Source organism: Rhizobium sp. M1 (assembly GCF_002531805.1).
Taxonomy (GTDB): Bacteria; Pseudomonadota; Alphaproteobacteria; order Rhizobiales; family Rhizobiaceae; genus Rhizobium; species Rhizobium etli_C.
In genome coordinates, this window is sequence record NZ_NWSW01000015.1 from 166,922 (window position 1) to 183,505 (window position 16,584).

Consider the following 16,584-nt stretch of genomic DNA (forward strand, 5'->3'; position numbering starts at 1 on the left):
CGTGGAATCGCTGGACAATTCGGCTTGGCGACGGCATAAGCGAGAAAACGAATTCTGGTTTGGTCCGCACTGGCGGGCACAAGGAAAAGACATGTGGAATCTTCTGGTTCAGACCTTCACCTGGTGGAACAGTCAGACGATGGGCACGCGTTTTGCGACCTGGCGTTTCGGCAAGCGCGTCGGCGAGGATGAATTCGGCAACGTCTATTATGAAGGCGGCATGTCCTCCTACGGCCTGCCGAAGCGCTGGGTAATCTACAAGGGTTATGCCGAAGCCTCGGCCATTCCGCCGGGCTGGCACGGCTGGATGCACCATCGCACCGATGTTCCTCCGTCCAAGGAAAACTACGTCGCCAAGGAATGGCAGAAGACGCACCGCCCCAACCTCACCGGATCGCCACAGGCTTACCGCCCGCCGGGCTCTCTCGCGGTTCCCGGCGAGCGTCCGCGCGTCACCGGCGATTACGACGCCTGGACGCCCGGCAACTGAGACGGCTGACCGGGCGATCCCCAAGCCCGGCTTTTGGCCACAATTGACCTTTACCCGCAGGTTGGCCGCGCTTGACCGCGGATGAAACTGAAAAATTATCTGGAGACGGGTACATGAAGCTCTTCACGCGGAACATGGTCCTGCGTGCCGCCGGATCGCTGCTGGCGCTCTCGGCCCTGCTTCCGACCGGTGCGGCACATGCCGCCCGCATTGAAAACCCGGTTGCCGTCTTCTCCGGCCTCGACAAGATCACCGGCCGCATCACCACCTTCGACGTCTATGTCAACGAGACGGTGCAGTTCGGCGCATTGCAGGTGACGCCGAAGGCTTGCTATTCGCGCGATCAGGCGGAAGCGCAGAAGATCGACGGTTTCGTCGAGGTCGACGAGATCACCCTTGACCGCAAGATCCGCCGCATCTTCACCGGCTGGATGTTTGCCGCCAGCCCCGGCCTCAACGCCGTCGAGCACCCGATCTACGACGTCTGGCTGAAGGACTGCAAGACGAGCTCGGACGTCCCGGCGCCTGACGGCACCAAGGCGACGGCCCGTTAACACGTCGCGCGGCGGCACCGCAGCGTCAGCGCCTCTCCTTGAGACGCGCAAGAGACGCCGCAACGCTTTAATTCGGGTATCGCGCCCCTACGCGGTCGGCGTCTTGTTCCTGTTGAAAAGGCCCTTGGCAAAGCGAAGCGCGACGCCGGCCAAGACGACGACAAGGATGCCGGCCTTTTTGAAGAAGGCAAGGGCAAGGGCCAGCAGTCCCACCTTTGCGGCAATCTTGGCGCCAGCGCCTGCGGCGATCATTCCTGCCATGCCGTAGGCCGCGACCTTGTCGCCGTCGACATAGTCGCCATAGGACATCCCCTTGTCGAACTGCACGAGCTTCGTGACCGTCGGAATGACCGCCTCGATCTCCTTCAACTGTCGGAGTCCGGCAACGAAGTCGAATTCAAAGACACCCTCGCGCCCGAACACACGCACGGAATAATTCAGCGTGTGCTCAGCTTGCGTGTTGTTACCGAAAATCAGATCGCGCGCCCAGTGCATTGCATGCGCCGGCTTGTCATAGCGCGGCGCCGAAGCCCAGCCGACAAGGGTGATCTTCGGGAAGCCTTGCTTTTCGCGCTCAGGATTCCGTTCGCTGATCGCATCCTTGATGTTCTGCAGCAGTTCGTCGTAATTCGTCGTGGCGGCATCGCTGTCTGAGACATAACCGTCCGCGCTGTATTCGACGATCGATCCCCAGGATTGCGGGTCGGTCGGCGCGTATTTCGCCGGGAAGATCATTCCCAGCGTTCCATCCGCCGCCGCCGGCGGGTTTTCCCAGATATCGACAAGCACCGTCTTCGTGTCGGCCGGGCTTAGATAGTAGAAGTCGGCGGGCACATTGAGCGTCGCCTTCGCTTCGGGCAGCTTGATCACACCCTGCTGAAAATCAAGTTTTTCCAGTAACGGTTTTTCCGCCTCGGAAAAATCGGTCCTGCCAGGAAACATCTCTTGATAGGGACGTGCCTCGGCCTGAGCTCCAAGTAAGGCGAAAAGCATCGCCGCCGCAAAATATCGTCTCAAAATTCTATCCCCCATTGTATTTTCCGGAAGCTACTGAAATCGGCCGGAAAATCAACGCAGGGATGAATCGATCGCGTTTAAAACTTCAGGTGTGGCGATTCCATCGCGGCGGCAAGCAGCGCGGCATAATCGGCCTTCGGAACATCAATCGCTCCGAACGTCTTCAGATGCTCGGTGGTGAACTGGGTATCGAGCAGGGTAAAGCCCCTTTCTCTCAGCCGGTCGACCAGATGCACGAGGCAGATCTTCGAAGCGTCCGTGCGGCGTGAAAACATGCTTTCGCCGAAGAAGGCCGAGCCGAGCGAGACGCCGTAGAGACCGCCGACCAGTTCATCGCCGTGCCACGCTTCAACGGTATGGGCGTGGCCCATGTCGAACAGCGTCGAATAGAGCGATCGGATTGTCTGGTTGATCCAGGTGCTGGGGCGACCCGATGTCTCCTCGGCGCAAGCCGCGATCACCGATTCGAAGGCGTGGTCGAAACGGATCTCGAAGGGATGTCGGCGCACCGTCTTGGCGAGACTCTTCGATATATGGAAACGATCGAGCGGCAAGACGCCGCGCAATTCCGGCTCGACCCAGAAAATCTCCGGGTCGTCTGCGGATTCGGCCATCGGGAAGAGGCCGATGGAATAGGCGCGCAGGAGAATGTCAGGGGTGATGCCTGGTGACTTCCTGCGCGATCCTGCCATCCCTGTCCTATGCCGCCGGTGTGTTGGCGAGGTGGTGTTCCAGCCAGTGGATGTCGTAATCGCCGTTGGCGATATCCTGATTGGAGACGAGTTCCTGGAACAACGGCAGCGTCGTCTTGATGCCGTCCACGACGAATTCATCGAGCGCGCGGCGCAACCGCATCATGCACTCGACGCGGGTGCGACCGTGCACGATCAGTTTGCCGATCAGGCTGTCGTAATAGGGCGGGATCTTGTAGCCCTGATAGGCGCCGGAATCGATGCGTACGCCAAGGCCGCCCGGCGCATGGAAATGCGTGATCGTGCCGGGCGAGGGCACGAAGGTGCGCGCATCCTCGGCATTGATGCGGCATTCGATGGCGTGGCCGGAAAAATGCACTTCGTCCTGCGTCACCGAGAGGCCGCCGCCGGAAGCGACACGGATCTGCTCGTGCACGAGGTCGATACCGGTGATCGCTTCGGTGATCGGATGTTCCACTTGCAGGCGGGTGTTCATTTCGATGAAATAGAACTCGCCGTTCTCGTAGAGGAATTCGATCGTGCCGGCGCCGCGATATTTCAGCTTCTTCATGGCGTCGGCGCAGATCTGGCCGATCTTCATCCGCTGCTCGACATTCAGCGCCGGCGAATTCGCCTCTTCCCAGACCTTCTGGTGGCGGCGCTGCAGCGAGCAGTCGCGTTCGCCGAGATGGATGGCATTGCCTTCGCCGTCTCCGAATACCTGGATTTCGATGTGGCGCGGCTTGCCGAGATATTTTTCCATGTAGACGGCATCGTTGCCGAAGGCGGCTGCCGCTTCCGTGCGCGCCGTCGACCAGGCCTCGATCAGATCGGCCTCGCTCCTGGCGACCTTCATGCCGCGCCCGCCGCCGCCGGCAGTTGCCTTGATCAGCACGGGATAGCCGATTTCGGCGGCCGTCCGCAGCGCATCCTCTTCGGTCTTCACTTCACCGTCCGAGCCGGGAACGACAGGGATGCCGAGTTCCAGCGCCGTCGTCTTGGCGGTGATCTTGTCGCCCATGATGCGGATATGATCCGCCGTCGGCCCGATGAAGGTGATGCCATGGGCGTCGAGAATATCGGCGAACTTGGCGTTCTCGGAGAGAAAGCCGTAGCCCGGATGCACGGCGTCGGCGCCGGTGATCTCGCAGGCTGCGACGATCTGGTGGATATTGAGATAGCTCTCACGCGAGGAGGGCGGACCGATGCAGACGCTTTCGTCGGCAAGGCGCACATGCATGGCATCGGCGTCGGCGGTGGAATGCACGACGACGCAGGCAATGCCGAGCTCCTTGCAGGCCCGGAGCACGCGAAGGGCGATTTCCCCGCGATTGGCGATGAGGATTTTCGAAATCATGGGCATGGGCCTATTCGATGACGACGAGGGCTTGGCCGTATTCGACGGGATGTCCGTCATCGACGAGAATTTCGGTCACCTTGCCCGACTTCGGCGAGGGAATCTGGTTCATCGTCTTCATCGCTTCGATGATGATCAGCGTCTGGCCTTCCTTGACGGTGGCGCCGATCTCGATGAAGGGGCGCGCGCCCGGAGCCGGCGCCATATAGACGGTGCCGACCATCGGCGCATTGACGACATTGGCAGGATTGCGGGTGGGGGCAGCGGCCGGCGCGGCGCCTGCCGCTGCCGGAGCGGCGGCTGCGGGCGCGGCAAAGGCCGGTGCTGCGATCGGCGCCTGCACATATTGCGTCGTGCCGTTGCGCGAAACGCGGATGCGCAAGTCATCCTGCTCGACCTCGATCTCCGTCAGATCCGTCTCGTTGAGAATGTTGGCGAGATCGCGGATCAGTGCCTGATCGATACCCGATTTCTTTTCAGCCATGGTGTTGCCCTGTCTTCTTCTTATGCCGTGATGTTCTTCAGCGCATGCAGCGCCAGTATGTAGCTGTGAGGCCCGAAACCGCAGATCACGCCCTTGCATGCCGGCGCGATCATCGATTTGTGGCGGAATTCTTCCCGTGCATGGACGTTGGATATGTGGAGTTCGACGACGGGAATGGAAATAGCGCGGATCGCATCATGCAGCGCGACCGAGGTGTGCGTGTAGGCGCCTGCATTGATGGCGACGCCGACGGCCTTTTCGTCGGCCTCGTGAAACCAATCCACAAGCGTACCTTCGTGATTGCTCTGGCGGAAATCGATATCGAAGCCGAGTTCGCGGCCGGCGGCCTTGCAGTCCGCCTCGATGTCCTTCAACGTCTTGCCGCCATAGATGCCGGGTTCTCTTTTACCCAGCATGTTCAGGTTGGGGCCGTTCAGGACAAAAATCGTTTGCGTCATCGAATGTTCCGTAAAATGCACGACGGCAACCTATAGACTCCGCGAAGGCTGAATGAAAGCCCTTACGGATTGCCCGGCAGGAATCGCGCCACATTTGTCCACATGGCTGAAACGCTTCGATTTTGGCGATGAGATGGCCGCCTTGATCAGCAGGCGGTCTTGCCGCAGCTGCGCATATTCTTGACCTTGGCTTCGAGATCGTCGAGCCCGACGGCGCCCGGCACCATTTCATTGCCGATTACGTAGGAGGGTGTGCCGCTGATGCCGAGGCTGGAGGCGAGCTGGTAGGTCGCCTGGACGATGCCGTCGTTCGGGCTCTTCGCCATCTCGGCGCGGATCTTGTCTTCGCTGACGCCGAGCGAGGCGGCAACCGCGATCGCGCTTTCGTCCGAGGCGCGGCCCTCGCTGCTGAGCAGGGCGACATGGAAATCGGCGTATTTTTCAGGCGCCAGCTTGCGGAAGGCGTCCGCCACCTTGTGGGCGGCGACCGAATCCGGCCCGAGGATCGGAAATTCCTTGAGCACGAATCGGACGTTCTTGTCCTTCTTCAGCATCGCCTGCATGTCGGGAAGCGCATGACGGCAGTAGCTGCAATTATAATCGAAGAACTCGACGACGGTAACGTCGCCCTTCGGATTGCCGAGCGTGACGTCGTTCTTCGAATCGAAGATGTCGGTCGTGTTCTCTTCGATCGCCATGTTGGCTTTCGCCAGCCGCTGGGCTTCCTGCTTCTTCTGCAAGGCCTCCTGGACATCGAGCATGATCTCGGGATTCTCGATCAGATATTGCTTGATGAACTCGCCGAACTCCTTCTTCTGCTGGTCGTCGAGCGCTGCCGCTGGAAACGGAAGGGCGATCGATGCGGCAAGCGCCAATGCGGTGAAGGTTTTCGGGAAGAAGGCCATGATATCCTCGTCAACGGCGATGGGTGGTCTCCCGATCGAGAAGACCGTCGCCGGGTTAATGGACTTGAATGCGTCGCGTCAAGGTAGAGGGCGTTCGGTTCCGCTCAAACAGGAATTTTTCATCCCCGCGTAACGCTCGCGGGATTGTGATGAGCCGATTAATGCGGCAATTGTCGGGCCGTCATTGAAGAAGCCGAGCGAGAAACGATCTTGTTTTCCATATCCAAACGCAGCGAAGTCGAGCCTTTTCATGCCATGGACGTGCTGGCGGAGGCGACGAAGCGGCGTGCGGGCGGACATCCCGTCATCTCGATGGCGGTCGGTCAACCCTCGCATCCAGCCCCTCAGGCGGCCCTCCAAGCGGCCCGCGAAGCCCTTGCCGAAGGCCGGATCGGTTACACCGACGCGCTGGGAACGGCGCGGCTGAAATCGGCACTTGCCTGGCATTACAAGGATCGCCACGGCCTGGAGATCGATCCGGCGCGCATTGCCGTCACCACAGGTTCCTCGGCCGGCTTCAATCTCGCCTTTCTGTCCCTCTTCGATGCCGGCGATACGGTGGCGATCGCAAGACCGGGTTATCCCGCCTATCGCAATATTCTCGGCGCGCTGGGTCTGAAGGTCGTCGAGGTGCCGGTAACGGCCGAGACCCACTTCACGCTCACCCCCGAGAGCCTCGAGGCGGTGCAGAAGGAAAGCGGCGTGAGACTGAAGGGCGTGCTGCTCGCAAGCCCCGCCAACCCGACCGGCACGGTGACCGGCCGCGAGGGGCTGAAGGCGCTTTCGGATTACTGCGCGGCCCATTCCATCGCCTTCATTTCCGATGAAATCTACCACGGGCTGACCTTTGCCGGCGAGGAGGCGAGCGCGCTGGAACTGACCGACGAGGCGATCGTCATCAACTCCTTCTCCAAATATTATTGCATGACCGGCTGGCGAATCGGCTGGATGGTGCTGCCTGAACGCCTGGTGCGGCCGATCGAGCGGGTGGCGCAGAGCCTCTATATCTCCCCGCCCGAACTCTCCCAGATCGCCGCCACGGCCGCCCTCGGCGCAGCCGAAGAGCTTGATAAAGTCAAAGCAAGTTATGCCGCCAACCGCGACCTGCTGCTCGATCGACTGCCGAAGATCGGCCTCGCACCGGCTTCGCCGATGGACGGCGCCTTCTATGCCTATCTCGATGTCTCGCGCTTCACCAATGACAGCATGGGCTTTGCCAAACGGATGCTCGCCGAAATCAACGTCGCCGCAACCCCCGGCATGGACTTCGATCCGCTGGAGGGACACCGCACCCTGCGCTTGTCTTACGCGGGATCGCAGGCAGAGATCGCCGAGGCGGTGGAGCGAATCGCCGGCTGGTTGAAGTAGCGTTTACGGGTGGCCGCTCGCCTGCTTATCCATCAGCTGCGCGATGAAAACAGCGAGGCAAGCGTCGAAGCCGGCTTGTTGTTCAGCCGCGGCACGACCACCAGCTGCTTGATCTCGCCGCGCTTGTAAGCGGCTAGGAAGCGCTTGTAATCCTTGAAGGAGACGCAGCCGTTGGAATCGCCGTTCTTGCCGAGCATGTAGGTGTGGGCGAGCAGGCCGACCCGGTCGTAGATGGCGTCCGAGCCCTCGACCGGCGTCAGCCGGATCGCTGCGACGCCGTGGAACAGGGCCTCGCGCATGGTGAGGATATAGGTGTGCGGCGGCGTCGGTCCGCGCATCTTCTTGTTGGCGTAACGCGGATTGTCGCGCATCTTGCCGAGGCCGGAATGAGCTTCCAGACGTTCGCCGTTCGGCAGATAGACGGTGCTGTTTTCGATATCGTAGATGGCGACGCCTGCGCGCAGCTTCGGCGAGAAGACCGGCTTGTCGTAACGCGGGACGGCGTCGTCCTCATCGTCTTCGATCAGCGCGTTCGGCTTGGCATAGGCAAGGACGGGCTCGGCGGCACGCTGAGCCTCCTTGGAGCCTGGGGCCGGTTTGCCGATCAGGCCGTCCGGACGCGCCATCGGCAGCGGCACGGAGCCGGCATCCGGCGCGAGCACGAGATCGAAGGGCTGCTGCTCTTCGGCCTCGGCAACTTGTACCGGCGCAGGTTTTTCCTGCGGCAGCGACGCCGTCTTGAGGGCGGGCACGGTCGGCTGGATCGGGGTTGGCGCAATCTGTCGCGGTCCGGCATCGGCAAGGGCGAGCAGGGCAGGAAGTTCAACGGCTGCGACGGCTTCCTTGGAAGGAATGATGATGCGGTCGCCCTCGTTCTCTTCGGCCTCCGCCCGGGCAAGCTCGACCGGCGGCGTGACGATATCGTCCTTGACGAATTTCGCGGTGTCCGAAGGTGTTGCCGCGGCAACGGCGACCGGCGGTTCGGCAGGGGTGACAAGACGATTCTTTGCAAGCGCCAACGATGCTGCTGCGGCAGCATTGGACTTTTGCGCATGCGATTGGATGAGATGAGCCGTCAGGGCAGCGACCGGCTTGGCATTGAAGGCGGCCAGCCGATCGGCTTTGCCGACATGGATCAGTCGTTCGTGGGATGTCGCCGGCTTGAGCTTCGGCGCCGACGCGACATGCGTGAAGTTCTCGGACGGGGAAACGGGTGCGCCGATCGAATGCATTGTCGCGAAGGTCGCGATCAGCCATGTCGAGGTCAGAAGTCCGGCGCCGACGACGCCGTAAAGAAAGCCGCGAGATCTGCGCAAACGAACAGCAGATCCGCCAAGAGAGGTGACGCCATCAAACGCCCCGACCGCAAACGCCATACCAAACTCGTCTTTCAAACTCGCTACGCAGGCCGGCGGCACTGACTGACTACACTTCGCCGGCGCCGGTAATGGCGCAAATGGGCCGAATTTAGACCGCTTGCGACATCCGACTGTTTCGCAAGGATGACGAATTATGGTTTCTAATTTGTTTACGCGGCGCCGGACTTTCCCATGACGTCTCAAAAAGAGATGCGTCCGGCGTTTGTCAGACGCGTTCCATCACGTAACTTCCCGGCGCTTCCTCGATCGCATTCAGCGCATCGCCGCCGGGTTTGCGCGCCGCAACGCGTCTGCCGTCATGCGTCTCGATCCAGGCTCGCCAATGCGGCCACCACGATCCCGGCGTCTCGGTCGCCTGTTCGAGCCAGGTTTCATACTCGCCCTTGGCCGGGCCGCCCGTCCAGAATTGGTACTTCTTCTTGTCGGGCGGGTTGACGACGCCGGCGATATGTCCGGAGCCGGTGACGACGAACTCCACCTTGCCGCCGAAGAACCGGCTGCCGAGGAAGACGGATTTGGCAGGCGCGATGTGGTCCTCGCGGGTGGCGAGATTATAGATCGGGATCTTCACGTCTTTCAGCGACACGGGCTTGCCGTCGAGGATCATCTCGTTCTGCGTCAGCGCATTGCGGAGATAGCAGTTGCGCAGATAGAAGGCATGATTTGCCGCCGCCATGCGGGTCGAATCGGCGTTCCAGAACAACAGGTCGAAGGGCATGGGCTCCTGGCCCTTGAGGTAGCTGTTGACGAAATAAGGCCAGATCAGCTCGGAAGCGCGCAGCATGTTGAAGGCCATCGACATCTTCGAGCCGTCGAGATAGCCGGCCGACTTCATATGCTCTTCGAGCGCGGCAAGCTGCTCCTCGTCGACGAAGACCTTCAGGTCGCCGGCATGGGTGAAGTCGACCTGGGTGGTGAAGAGCGTAGCGGTCTTGATGCGTTTGTTCTTTTCCTTGGCGTGCAGCGCCAGCGTTGCCGCCAGCAGCGTGCCGCCGACGCAGTAGCCGACGGCATTGACCTCCTTCTCGCCGGTCGCCTTCTCGATTGTCTCGAGCGCGAAATCGATGCCTTCGCGGGCATAGGCCGCCCAGTCCTTTTCGGCGTGGCGCGCATCCGGGTTGACCCAGGAAATGACGAAGACGGTCTGACCCTGATCGACGCACCATTTGATGAAGGATTTCTGCGGATTGAGGTCGAGAATATAGAATTTATTGATCCAGGGCGGGCAGATCAGCAGCGGCCGCTTCAGCACCGTCTCGGTCGACGCCTCGTACTGGATGATCTGGCAGATGTCGTTCTGGGCGATCACCTTGCCCGGCGTCAGCGCCATGTCGCGGCCGACGGCGAATTTCGTCATGTCGGTCTGACGAAGGCGAAGCTCGCCGTGGCCGGCGGCGATATCCTCGGCGAGCATCTTCATGCCGCGCACCAGGTTTTCGCCGTTGCTGGCGATCGTCTCGCGATAGAGCTGCGGATTGGTGGGGATGAAATTGCTTGGCGAAAGCGCTGCCGTGATCTGCTTCACGTAGAAGCCGGCCTTGTGCTTGGTGTGCTCGTCAAGGCCGTCGGTCTCCGACACCAGCTTCTCCACCCAGTCGGTCGTGACGAAATAGACCTGGCGCAGAAAATCGAAGAACGGATTCTTCTCCCAGTCCTCGTCGGAGAAGCGCTTGTCCTTGCGGGTGTCGGGCTCGGGCGGCGGGGGCTCGCCCTGCAGTCCGCTCATGCTTTGCATGCGCTGCATCGAGCGCATCCAGATGCCGAAGAACGAGGACATCAGCTGCGTCTGTGCCTCGAAGGTGCGGCGGGGATCGGAAATCCAGTATTCGCTGACTTTCGACAGCGTCTTGACCATGTCGGCCATCGGATCGATGGCGGTTTCGCTGATCTCGCCGCGTTCGCGCGGCGCAAGCCAGGCCGAAGCGGCTTGCCCGAGATTTTCGAGCGCCCGGGCGAAATTCATCGCCATGGTCTCGGGATCCTTCAGCACATAGGGATCGAGATCGGTTGCGTCGAAACCGGCCTTGCCGCCATTCTTCTGGCTGCCACTCTCCTGCTTGCTGTCGGTCACCATTTCCTCCGGCGGCAGCACCCTTTTTATCTCTTCGTTGTACATCGTGACCGAACGAGAAAACAAGTTCCACCCGCATCGGCTCGTGCTATTGCTTTGTGGCTGCGACAAATTTAACAGTCGAAGCAGTCAGAACTGGATTTTGAGGCATGACGAAGAACGGCATCCGGCGCATCGCAACCTTCAACCGCACCGCATTGATTTGCGCCGCGGCGGCGATGGCCCTTGCCGGATGCAATCTGACGGCGGAGGAGAAGGCTGCGGCCGCTGCCAAGCGAGCGGCGCCGACCGCCGTCGTCATGCCGGCCACCAAGGGCGAGGCGGTCGAAGGCGGCCTTGCGAAGTCGCCGGACGGCTATCCGAATTTTGGCGCGCCGCTGACGGCGGCCAATGTCCAGATGAGCGACGAGCAGGCGGCCGAACTGCAGCATCAGCTGACCGCGCTTGCCGCCCGACGCAAGGCCGGCACGATCTCGGAAGCCGAATATCAGGCCAGGGTCGCCGAAATGCGCCGCCTGGCCGCCGAGCACGGCGAGCAGACGCTCTCCGAAATCTCCAAATAGACCTTGCCTTTCAGGCAATTTGGACGCAAAGCCTTCCGGATGGAACGGAAGATGCAATTTTCCTGATAATGCGCTTTGCGCGGCCTTTTCGTCAAAGATTTGCCGCGCGGCTTGGGTCTGATGAATACGGCGCTGCGATTCTGAAGTTCGTGTCGCAGCCGCCGGGAGACGGAACGAACTTCGACCGCGGCCCGAAATGCCGCCTTTCCATGGGGAATGAAATGGAAGAGTTTCACAAAGTCCGGCGTTTGCCGCCTTATGTTTTCGAACAGGTCAACCGTTTGAAAGCAAGCGCGCGAGCGGGCGGCGCCGATATCATCGATCTCGGCATGGGAAACCCTGACCTTCCTACCCCCCAGGCGATCGTCGACAAGCTGTGCGAGGTCGTGCAGGACCCGCGCACCCACCGTTATTCCTCCTCCAAGGGCATTCCGGGCCTGCGCCGCGCCCAGGCCGCCTATTATGCCCGCCGTTTCGGCGTCAAGCTCAACCCGGATACGCAGGTGGTCGCCACCTTGGGCTCCAAGGAAGGCTTCGCCAACATGGCGCAGGCGATCACCGCGCCCGGCGACGTCCTCCTCTGCCCGAACCCGACCTATCCGATCCACGCCTTCGGCTTCCTGATGGCGGGTGGGGTGATTCGTTCGATGTCGGTTGAGCCGGATGAGAGCTTTTTCCCGCCGCTCGAGCGCGCCGTCCGGCATTCGATCCCGAAGCCCCTGGCGCTGATCCTCAACTACCCCTCGAACCCGACCGCCCTCGTCGCGACGCTTGATTTCTACAAGGATGTCATCGCTTTCGCCAAGAAGCACGACATCATCGTGCTCTCCGACCTTGCCTATTCGGAGATCTACTTCGACGGCGCGCCGCCGCCGTCGGTTCTCGAAGTGCCGGGCGCGATGGATGTGACCGTCGAGTTCACCTCGATGTCGAAGACCTTCTCCATGCCCGGCTGGCGCATGGGCTTTGCCGTCGGCAACGAGCGGCTGATCGCGGCGCTCACCCGCGTTAAATCCTACCTCGACTACGGCGCCTTCACGCCGATCCAGGTCGCGGCGACCCACGCTCTGAACGGTGACGGCTCCGACATTGCCGAAGTCCGCAACGTCTATAAGCGCCGCCGCGACGTCATGGTCGAAAGCTTCGGCAAGGCCGGCTTCGACGTGCCGCCGCCGGCTGCGACGATGTTCGCCTGGGCGAAGATCCCGGAAAAGTTCCGTCATTTCGGTTCGCTGGAATTTTCCAAGCTCTTGGTCGAGAAGGCCGACGTCGCCGTTGCGCCGGGCATTGGCTTCGGCGAAATGGGCGACGACTACGTCCGTCTGGCGCTTGTCGAGAACGAACACCGCATCCGCCAGGCCGCGCGCAACATCAAGAAGTTCATGTCGACGGCGGATGAGACGATGCATAACGTCATTTCGCTGAACGCACACCGCTAATCTCAACTCTCGGCAGCCGCTTTCCGCGGCTGCCGCCACACAGACATTTCAGGATCGATCCATGGCAGATGCCCTCAAAATCGGCATTGCGGGCTTGGGCACCGTTGGCGCCTCGCTTGTCCGCATCATTCAGCAGAAGAGCAACGAGCTTGCCGTCACCTGCGGGCGTCCGATCATCATCACAGCGGTTTCCGCGCGTGACAAAACGAGAGACCGCGGCGTCGATCTTTCCGCTGTGACCTGGTTCGACCGGCCGGAAGAGCTTGCCGAAAAAGGCGACATCGACGTCTTCGTCGAGCTGATCGGCGGCGCCGAGGGGGCGGCCAACGCTTCGGTTCGCACGGCACTGCAACGTGGTCTCCACGTGGTGACAGCCAACAAGGCGCTGCTTGCCTATCACGGCGTCGAGCTCGCGACGATCGCGGAAGAGAAGGGCTCGCTCCTGAATTTCGAAGCGGCGGTCGCCGGCGGCATTCCCGTCATCAAGGCGCTGCGCGAATCGCTGACGGGCAATGCCGTCTCGCGCATCTACGGCATCATGAACGGCACCTGCAATTACATCCTGACCAAGATGGAGAAGGAAGGGCTTTCCTTCACCGAGTGCCTCAAGGAAGCGCAGCGGCTGGGTTATGCCGAGGCCGATCCCGCCTTCGATATTGAAGGCAACGATACCGCCCACAAGCTTGCCATCCTGACGACGCTGGCCTTCGGCAACCGCATCGCGGCCGACGACATCTATCTCGAAGGGATCACCAACATCTCGATCGAGGATATCCACGCCGCCGCCGAACTCGGTTATCGCATCAAGCTCTTGGGCGTCGCCCAGCGCACCGATACCGGCATCGAGCAGCGCGTGCACCCGACCATGGTGCCGGTCGATTCGGTCATTGCCCAGGTCGACGGCGTCACCAATGCGGTGGCGATCGAATCCGATGTGCTTGGCGAGCTGCTGATGGTCGGTCCCGGCGCTGGCGGCAATGCCACCGCCTCGTCGGTGCTCGGCGACATCGCCGATATCGCCAAGAGCCAGCCGGGCGCCCAGCGCGTGCCCGTGCTTGGCCATCCCGCAAAGGCGCTGGAGCCTTATCGCAAGGCGCAGATGCAGAGCCACGAGGGCGGCTATTTCATCCGCCTGACCGTGCTCGACCGCACCGGCGTCTTTGCAAGCGTCGCAACCCGTATGGCCGAAAACCACATTTCGCTCGAATCGATCGTCCAGCGCTCCAAGCAGCATCTGGCGCCGTCGCATCACCAGACGATCATTCTGGTTACCCATGCGACGATGGAGGAGTCGGTGCGCAAGGCCGTCGCTTCGATCAAGTCGGAAGGTTATCTCTTCGGCGAGCCGCAGGTCATCCGCATCGAGCGGCCGAAAGAAGAAGCTTGATTCTTTCCCGTCCGGAAACACGAGCCGCCCTGTCTTCCTGAACTGACCCGCGAAAGTTGGACATCAACCTTCGCGGGTCAGTTCACGATGACGGGGCGGTTTTTTTGTTGATCGTGTAACCCGCCCGTACGGAAGTCTATATTAACAAATGCGCAAATATTGATATAAATAAAACCATAGATGGTGAGTCGTCGGCGTGGAGAATTTCATGAGCAAGGACAGCCATGCCGGGAAGGGGTATGGCTGCCCGAGCGAGGTGCCGCCAAACCGTCCTGATGTGCCTGAGGAAATTCTCGAGGCGATCCATCGCGACAATCGCGACGAGATTCCCGATGACATTGACGGCGAAGAAAATACCGAAGGCCGCAACTGGGCCATCCTGCTGACGCTCTTTTCGTTCCTGCTGGTGCAAATCGGCGGCGTCGCCATGATCGTCTGGGCGATCTTCTGGTAAAAATCCGTGTCTGCAAGCCCATCGCTATGTTATCTCCGCTGCTCCTGTAGAAAGAACAGATGACATCAGCGGAGTTTGGCATGGCAGATCTCGTCGATCCGGTACAGCGCGCGTTTCTCGGCGTGGAGAAATCCGCGCTCGACAATCGCTGGGTTGCGCGGCTCGACCAGGCCGGTCAGAATCGGGCGCTCGCTATGTCGCAGGTTCACGGGTTGCCGGATCTGATCGCTCGCGTTCTCGCCGGACGTGGCGTCCCGGTGGACGAGGCGATCGAATTTCTCGATCCGACGATCCGCAGCCTGATGCCCGATCCCCACACGCTGACCGATTGCGAGAAGGCGGCGATCCGACTCATGCGCGCGATCGAGAGCGGCGAGAACGTCGCGATTTTCGGCGACTACGACGTCGACGGCGCGGCTTCATCGGCGCTGATGTTCCGCTTTCTCAGCCATTTCGGCGTCAAGGCGAACATCTACATTCCCGACCGGATCTTTGAGGGTTACGGCCCCAATCCGACGGCGATCAACCAGCTGATCGACAATGGCGCCAGGCTGATCGTCACCGTCGATTGCGGCTCCACCAGTCACGAAGCGCTTGCGGCGGCTGCCGCGCGCAATATCGATGTCGTGGTTATCGATCACCACCAGGTGACACATGAGCTGCCGCCCTGCCATGCGCTGGTCAATCCGAACCGCGAAGACGATCTGTCGGGGCAGGGGCATCTGTGCGCGGCCGGCGTCGTCTTCATGGTGCTGGTGGCGACGCTGAGGCTGCTGCGTGCGGCCGGCAACAAGCGCATCCTGGCCATCGACCTGTTGCAATGGCTGGATATCGTCGCGCTTGCGACGGTCTGCGATGTCGTGCCGCTGAAGGGGCTCAACCGCGCCTATGTGGTGAAGGGGCTGGTCGCCGCCCGCCACCAGAGCAATGCCGGGCTTGCCGCACTCTTCCGCAAGGCCGGGCTCGCCGGCCCGGTGACACCCTATCATTTCGGCTTCCTGATCGGCCCGCGCATCAATGCCGGCGGACGAATCGGCGATGCCGCCCTCGGAAGCCGCCTGTTGACGCTCGACGATGCCGGCGAGGCTGAAATGATCGCCCAGCGCCTCGACGAGCTCAATCGCGAGCGCCAGGCTATGGAGGCTCTGATGCTGCAGGAGGCGGAAGCCGAGGCGCTCGCCGAATATGGCGACGGCGAGGGCGCCTCCGTCATCGTCACCGCCCACGAGAAATGGCATCCCGGCATCGTCGGGCTGATCGCGGCGCGGCTGAAAGAAAAGTTCAAACGGCCGGCCTTCGCGATCGCCTTCGATCCCTCCGGCCGCGGCACCGGCTCGGGCCGCTCCATCAACGGCTTCGACATGGGCAGAATGGTGCGGGCGGCGGTCGACGAGGGGCTGCTCGTCAAGGGCGGCGGCCACGCCATGGCCGCGGGGCTGACCGTCGATCGCGCCGATCTCGGCAGGCTCAGAACCTTCTTCACCGAAAAGGCGGCAAGGACGGTGGCGAACCTCGTCGCCAACGAGACGCTGAAGATCGACGGGGCGATCGGCGCGAGCGGCGCCACGCTCGAACTCATCGACCGCCTGGAGGCGGCCGGCCCCTATGGCTCCGGCCATGCCCAGCCGCTCTTTGCCGTGCCGGCGCACCGCGTGCGCGACGCGCGCCTGGTCGGTGAGAAACATGTGAAGGTGACACTGGAGGCAATGGACGGGTCGCGGCTCGATGGCATCGCCTTCCGCGCCGCCGATACGGCGCTCGGCAATCTTCTCGTCAATTCACGCGGCGCCAGCCTGCATGTGGCCGGTACGCTCGGCGCCGATCATTACCAGGGCGCCCGCCGCATCCAGCTGCGCGTCTGCGATGCCGCGCCGGCAAAATAGAAGGCCGCGCAAACAGGCTGATGATGAGGAATTCGAAGCAAGAAAGTGGCACGCCCTAGGGGAGTCGAACCCCTCTTCCCAGA

At 61.6% G+C, this 16,584-nt stretch carries 16 protein-coding genes; 8 read left to right on the top strand and 8 right to left on the bottom strand.

The features are described from left to right. The first annotated feature begins 91 nt into the window (after positions 1-91). On the top strand, positions 92-490 hold the full coding sequence (locus CO655_RS16525; protein ID WP_004671258.1) for an NADH:ubiquinone oxidoreductase subunit NDUFA12: 399 nt from the start codon (positions 92-94) through the stop codon (positions 488-490). A 113-nt stretch (positions 491-603) separates the two neighbouring features. Further along, entirely contained in the window at positions 604-1,044 is a 441-nt protein-coding gene (locus CO655_RS16530) for a DUF2155 domain-containing protein (protein ID WP_097579123.1), read from the top strand. A gap of 87 nt (positions 1,045-1,131) precedes the next feature. Here the strand turns inward: CO655_RS16530 and CO655_RS16535 are convergent, their stop codons facing one another. The 6 genes from CO655_RS16535 to CO655_RS16560 all read right to left on the bottom strand — a co-directional run bounded on the left by CO655_RS16535 (position 1,132) and on the right by CO655_RS16560 (position 5,957). Further along, positions 1,132-2,076, bottom strand: a complete 945-nt coding sequence (locus CO655_RS16535; RefSeq protein ID WP_097665497.1) for a DUF2167 domain-containing protein — start codon at positions 2,074-2,076, stop codon at positions 1,132-1,134. A 62-nt stretch (positions 2,077-2,138) separates the two neighbouring features. Beyond that, a complete protein-coding gene (gene aat, locus CO655_RS16540; RefSeq protein ID WP_097607068.1) occupies positions 2,139-2,753 on the bottom strand; it encodes a leucyl/phenylalanyl-tRNA--protein transferase in 615 nt (204 codons plus the stop codon). 7 nt (positions 2,754-2,760) lie between these two features. Next, positions 2,761-4,116, bottom strand: coding sequence for an acetyl-CoA carboxylase biotin carboxylase subunit (accC, locus tag CO655_RS16545; RefSeq protein WP_016732915.1), 1,356 nt, complete (start codon positions 4,114-4,116; stop codon positions 2,761-2,763). Between the two features lie 4 nt (positions 4,117-4,120). Continuing rightward, positions 4,121-4,594 (bottom strand): acetyl-CoA carboxylase biotin carboxyl carrier protein, encoded by a 474-nt coding sequence (accB, locus tag CO655_RS16550; protein ID WP_097607069.1) that lies wholly within the window; start codon positions 4,592-4,594, stop codon positions 4,121-4,123. A 20-nt stretch (positions 4,595-4,614) separates the two neighbouring features. After that, positions 4,615-5,052 (bottom strand): type II 3-dehydroquinate dehydratase, encoded by a 438-nt coding sequence (aroQ, locus tag CO655_RS16555; protein ID WP_085742420.1) that lies wholly within the window; start codon positions 5,050-5,052, stop codon positions 4,615-4,617. Between the two features lie 146 nt (positions 5,053-5,198). Beyond that, the gene (locus tag CO655_RS16560; RefSeq protein ID WP_010032448.1) at positions 5,199-5,957 is read right to left on the bottom strand and encodes a DsbA family protein; all 759 of its coding nucleotides are present in this window, start codon (positions 5,955-5,957) and stop codon (positions 5,199-5,201) included. Between the two features lie 210 nt (positions 5,958-6,167). Here CO655_RS16560 and CO655_RS16565 point away from each other — a divergent pair, with 210 nt between their 5' ends. Further along, positions 6,168-7,325: an aminotransferase class I/II-fold pyridoxal phosphate-dependent enzyme gene (locus CO655_RS16565; RefSeq protein ID WP_097607071.1), complete on the top strand. Its 1,158-nt coding sequence runs from the start codon at positions 6,168-6,170 to the stop codon at positions 7,323-7,325. Positions 7,326-7,357: 32 nt separating this feature from the next. Here the strand turns inward: CO655_RS16565 and CO655_RS16570 are convergent, their stop codons facing one another. Both CO655_RS16570 and phaC read right to left on the bottom strand, forming a co-directional pair. Beyond that, positions 7,358-8,701, bottom strand: a complete 1,344-nt coding sequence (locus tag CO655_RS16570) for a DUF2778 domain-containing protein (RefSeq protein WP_097665498.1) — start codon at positions 8,699-8,701, stop codon at positions 7,358-7,360. A 208-nt stretch (positions 8,702-8,909) separates the two neighbouring features. Then, complete coding sequence (gene phaC, locus CO655_RS16575; RefSeq protein ID WP_245423842.1) at positions 8,910-10,778, bottom strand: class I poly(R)-hydroxyalkanoic acid synthase; 1,869 nt, start codon at positions 10,776-10,778, stop codon at positions 8,910-8,912. A gap of 146 nt (positions 10,779-10,924) precedes the next feature. Here phaC and CO655_RS16580 point away from each other — a divergent pair, with 146 nt between their 5' ends. The 5 genes from CO655_RS16580 (at position 10,925) to recJ (ending at position 16,501) form a co-directional block, all read left to right on the top strand. Further along, positions 10,925-11,338 (top strand): hypothetical protein, encoded by a 414-nt coding sequence (locus CO655_RS16580; protein ID WP_010030004.1) that lies wholly within the window; start codon positions 10,925-10,927, stop codon positions 11,336-11,338. A gap of 221 nt (positions 11,339-11,559) precedes the next feature. After that, entirely contained in the window at positions 11,560-12,777 is a 1,218-nt protein-coding gene (locus CO655_RS16585) for an LL-diaminopimelate aminotransferase (protein ID WP_097665512.1), read from the top strand. Positions 12,778-12,838: 61 nt separating this feature from the next. Then, positions 12,839-14,164 carry a homoserine dehydrogenase gene (locus CO655_RS16590; protein ID WP_097665499.1) on the top strand — a complete coding sequence of 442 codons (1,326 nt, stop codon included), beginning with the start codon at positions 12,839-12,841 and terminating at the stop codon, positions 14,162-14,164. A gap of 208 nt (positions 14,165-14,372) precedes the next feature. Further along, positions 14,373-14,618, top strand: a complete 246-nt coding sequence (locus CO655_RS16595; protein ID WP_010029066.1) for a hypothetical protein — start codon at positions 14,373-14,375, stop codon at positions 14,616-14,618. Positions 14,619-14,698: 80 nt separating this feature from the next. Beyond that, positions 14,699-16,501, top strand: coding sequence for a single-stranded-DNA-specific exonuclease RecJ (gene recJ, locus CO655_RS16600; protein ID WP_097607075.1), 1,803 nt, complete (start codon positions 14,699-14,701; stop codon positions 16,499-16,501). Positions 16,502-16,584: the final 83 nt, after the last annotated feature.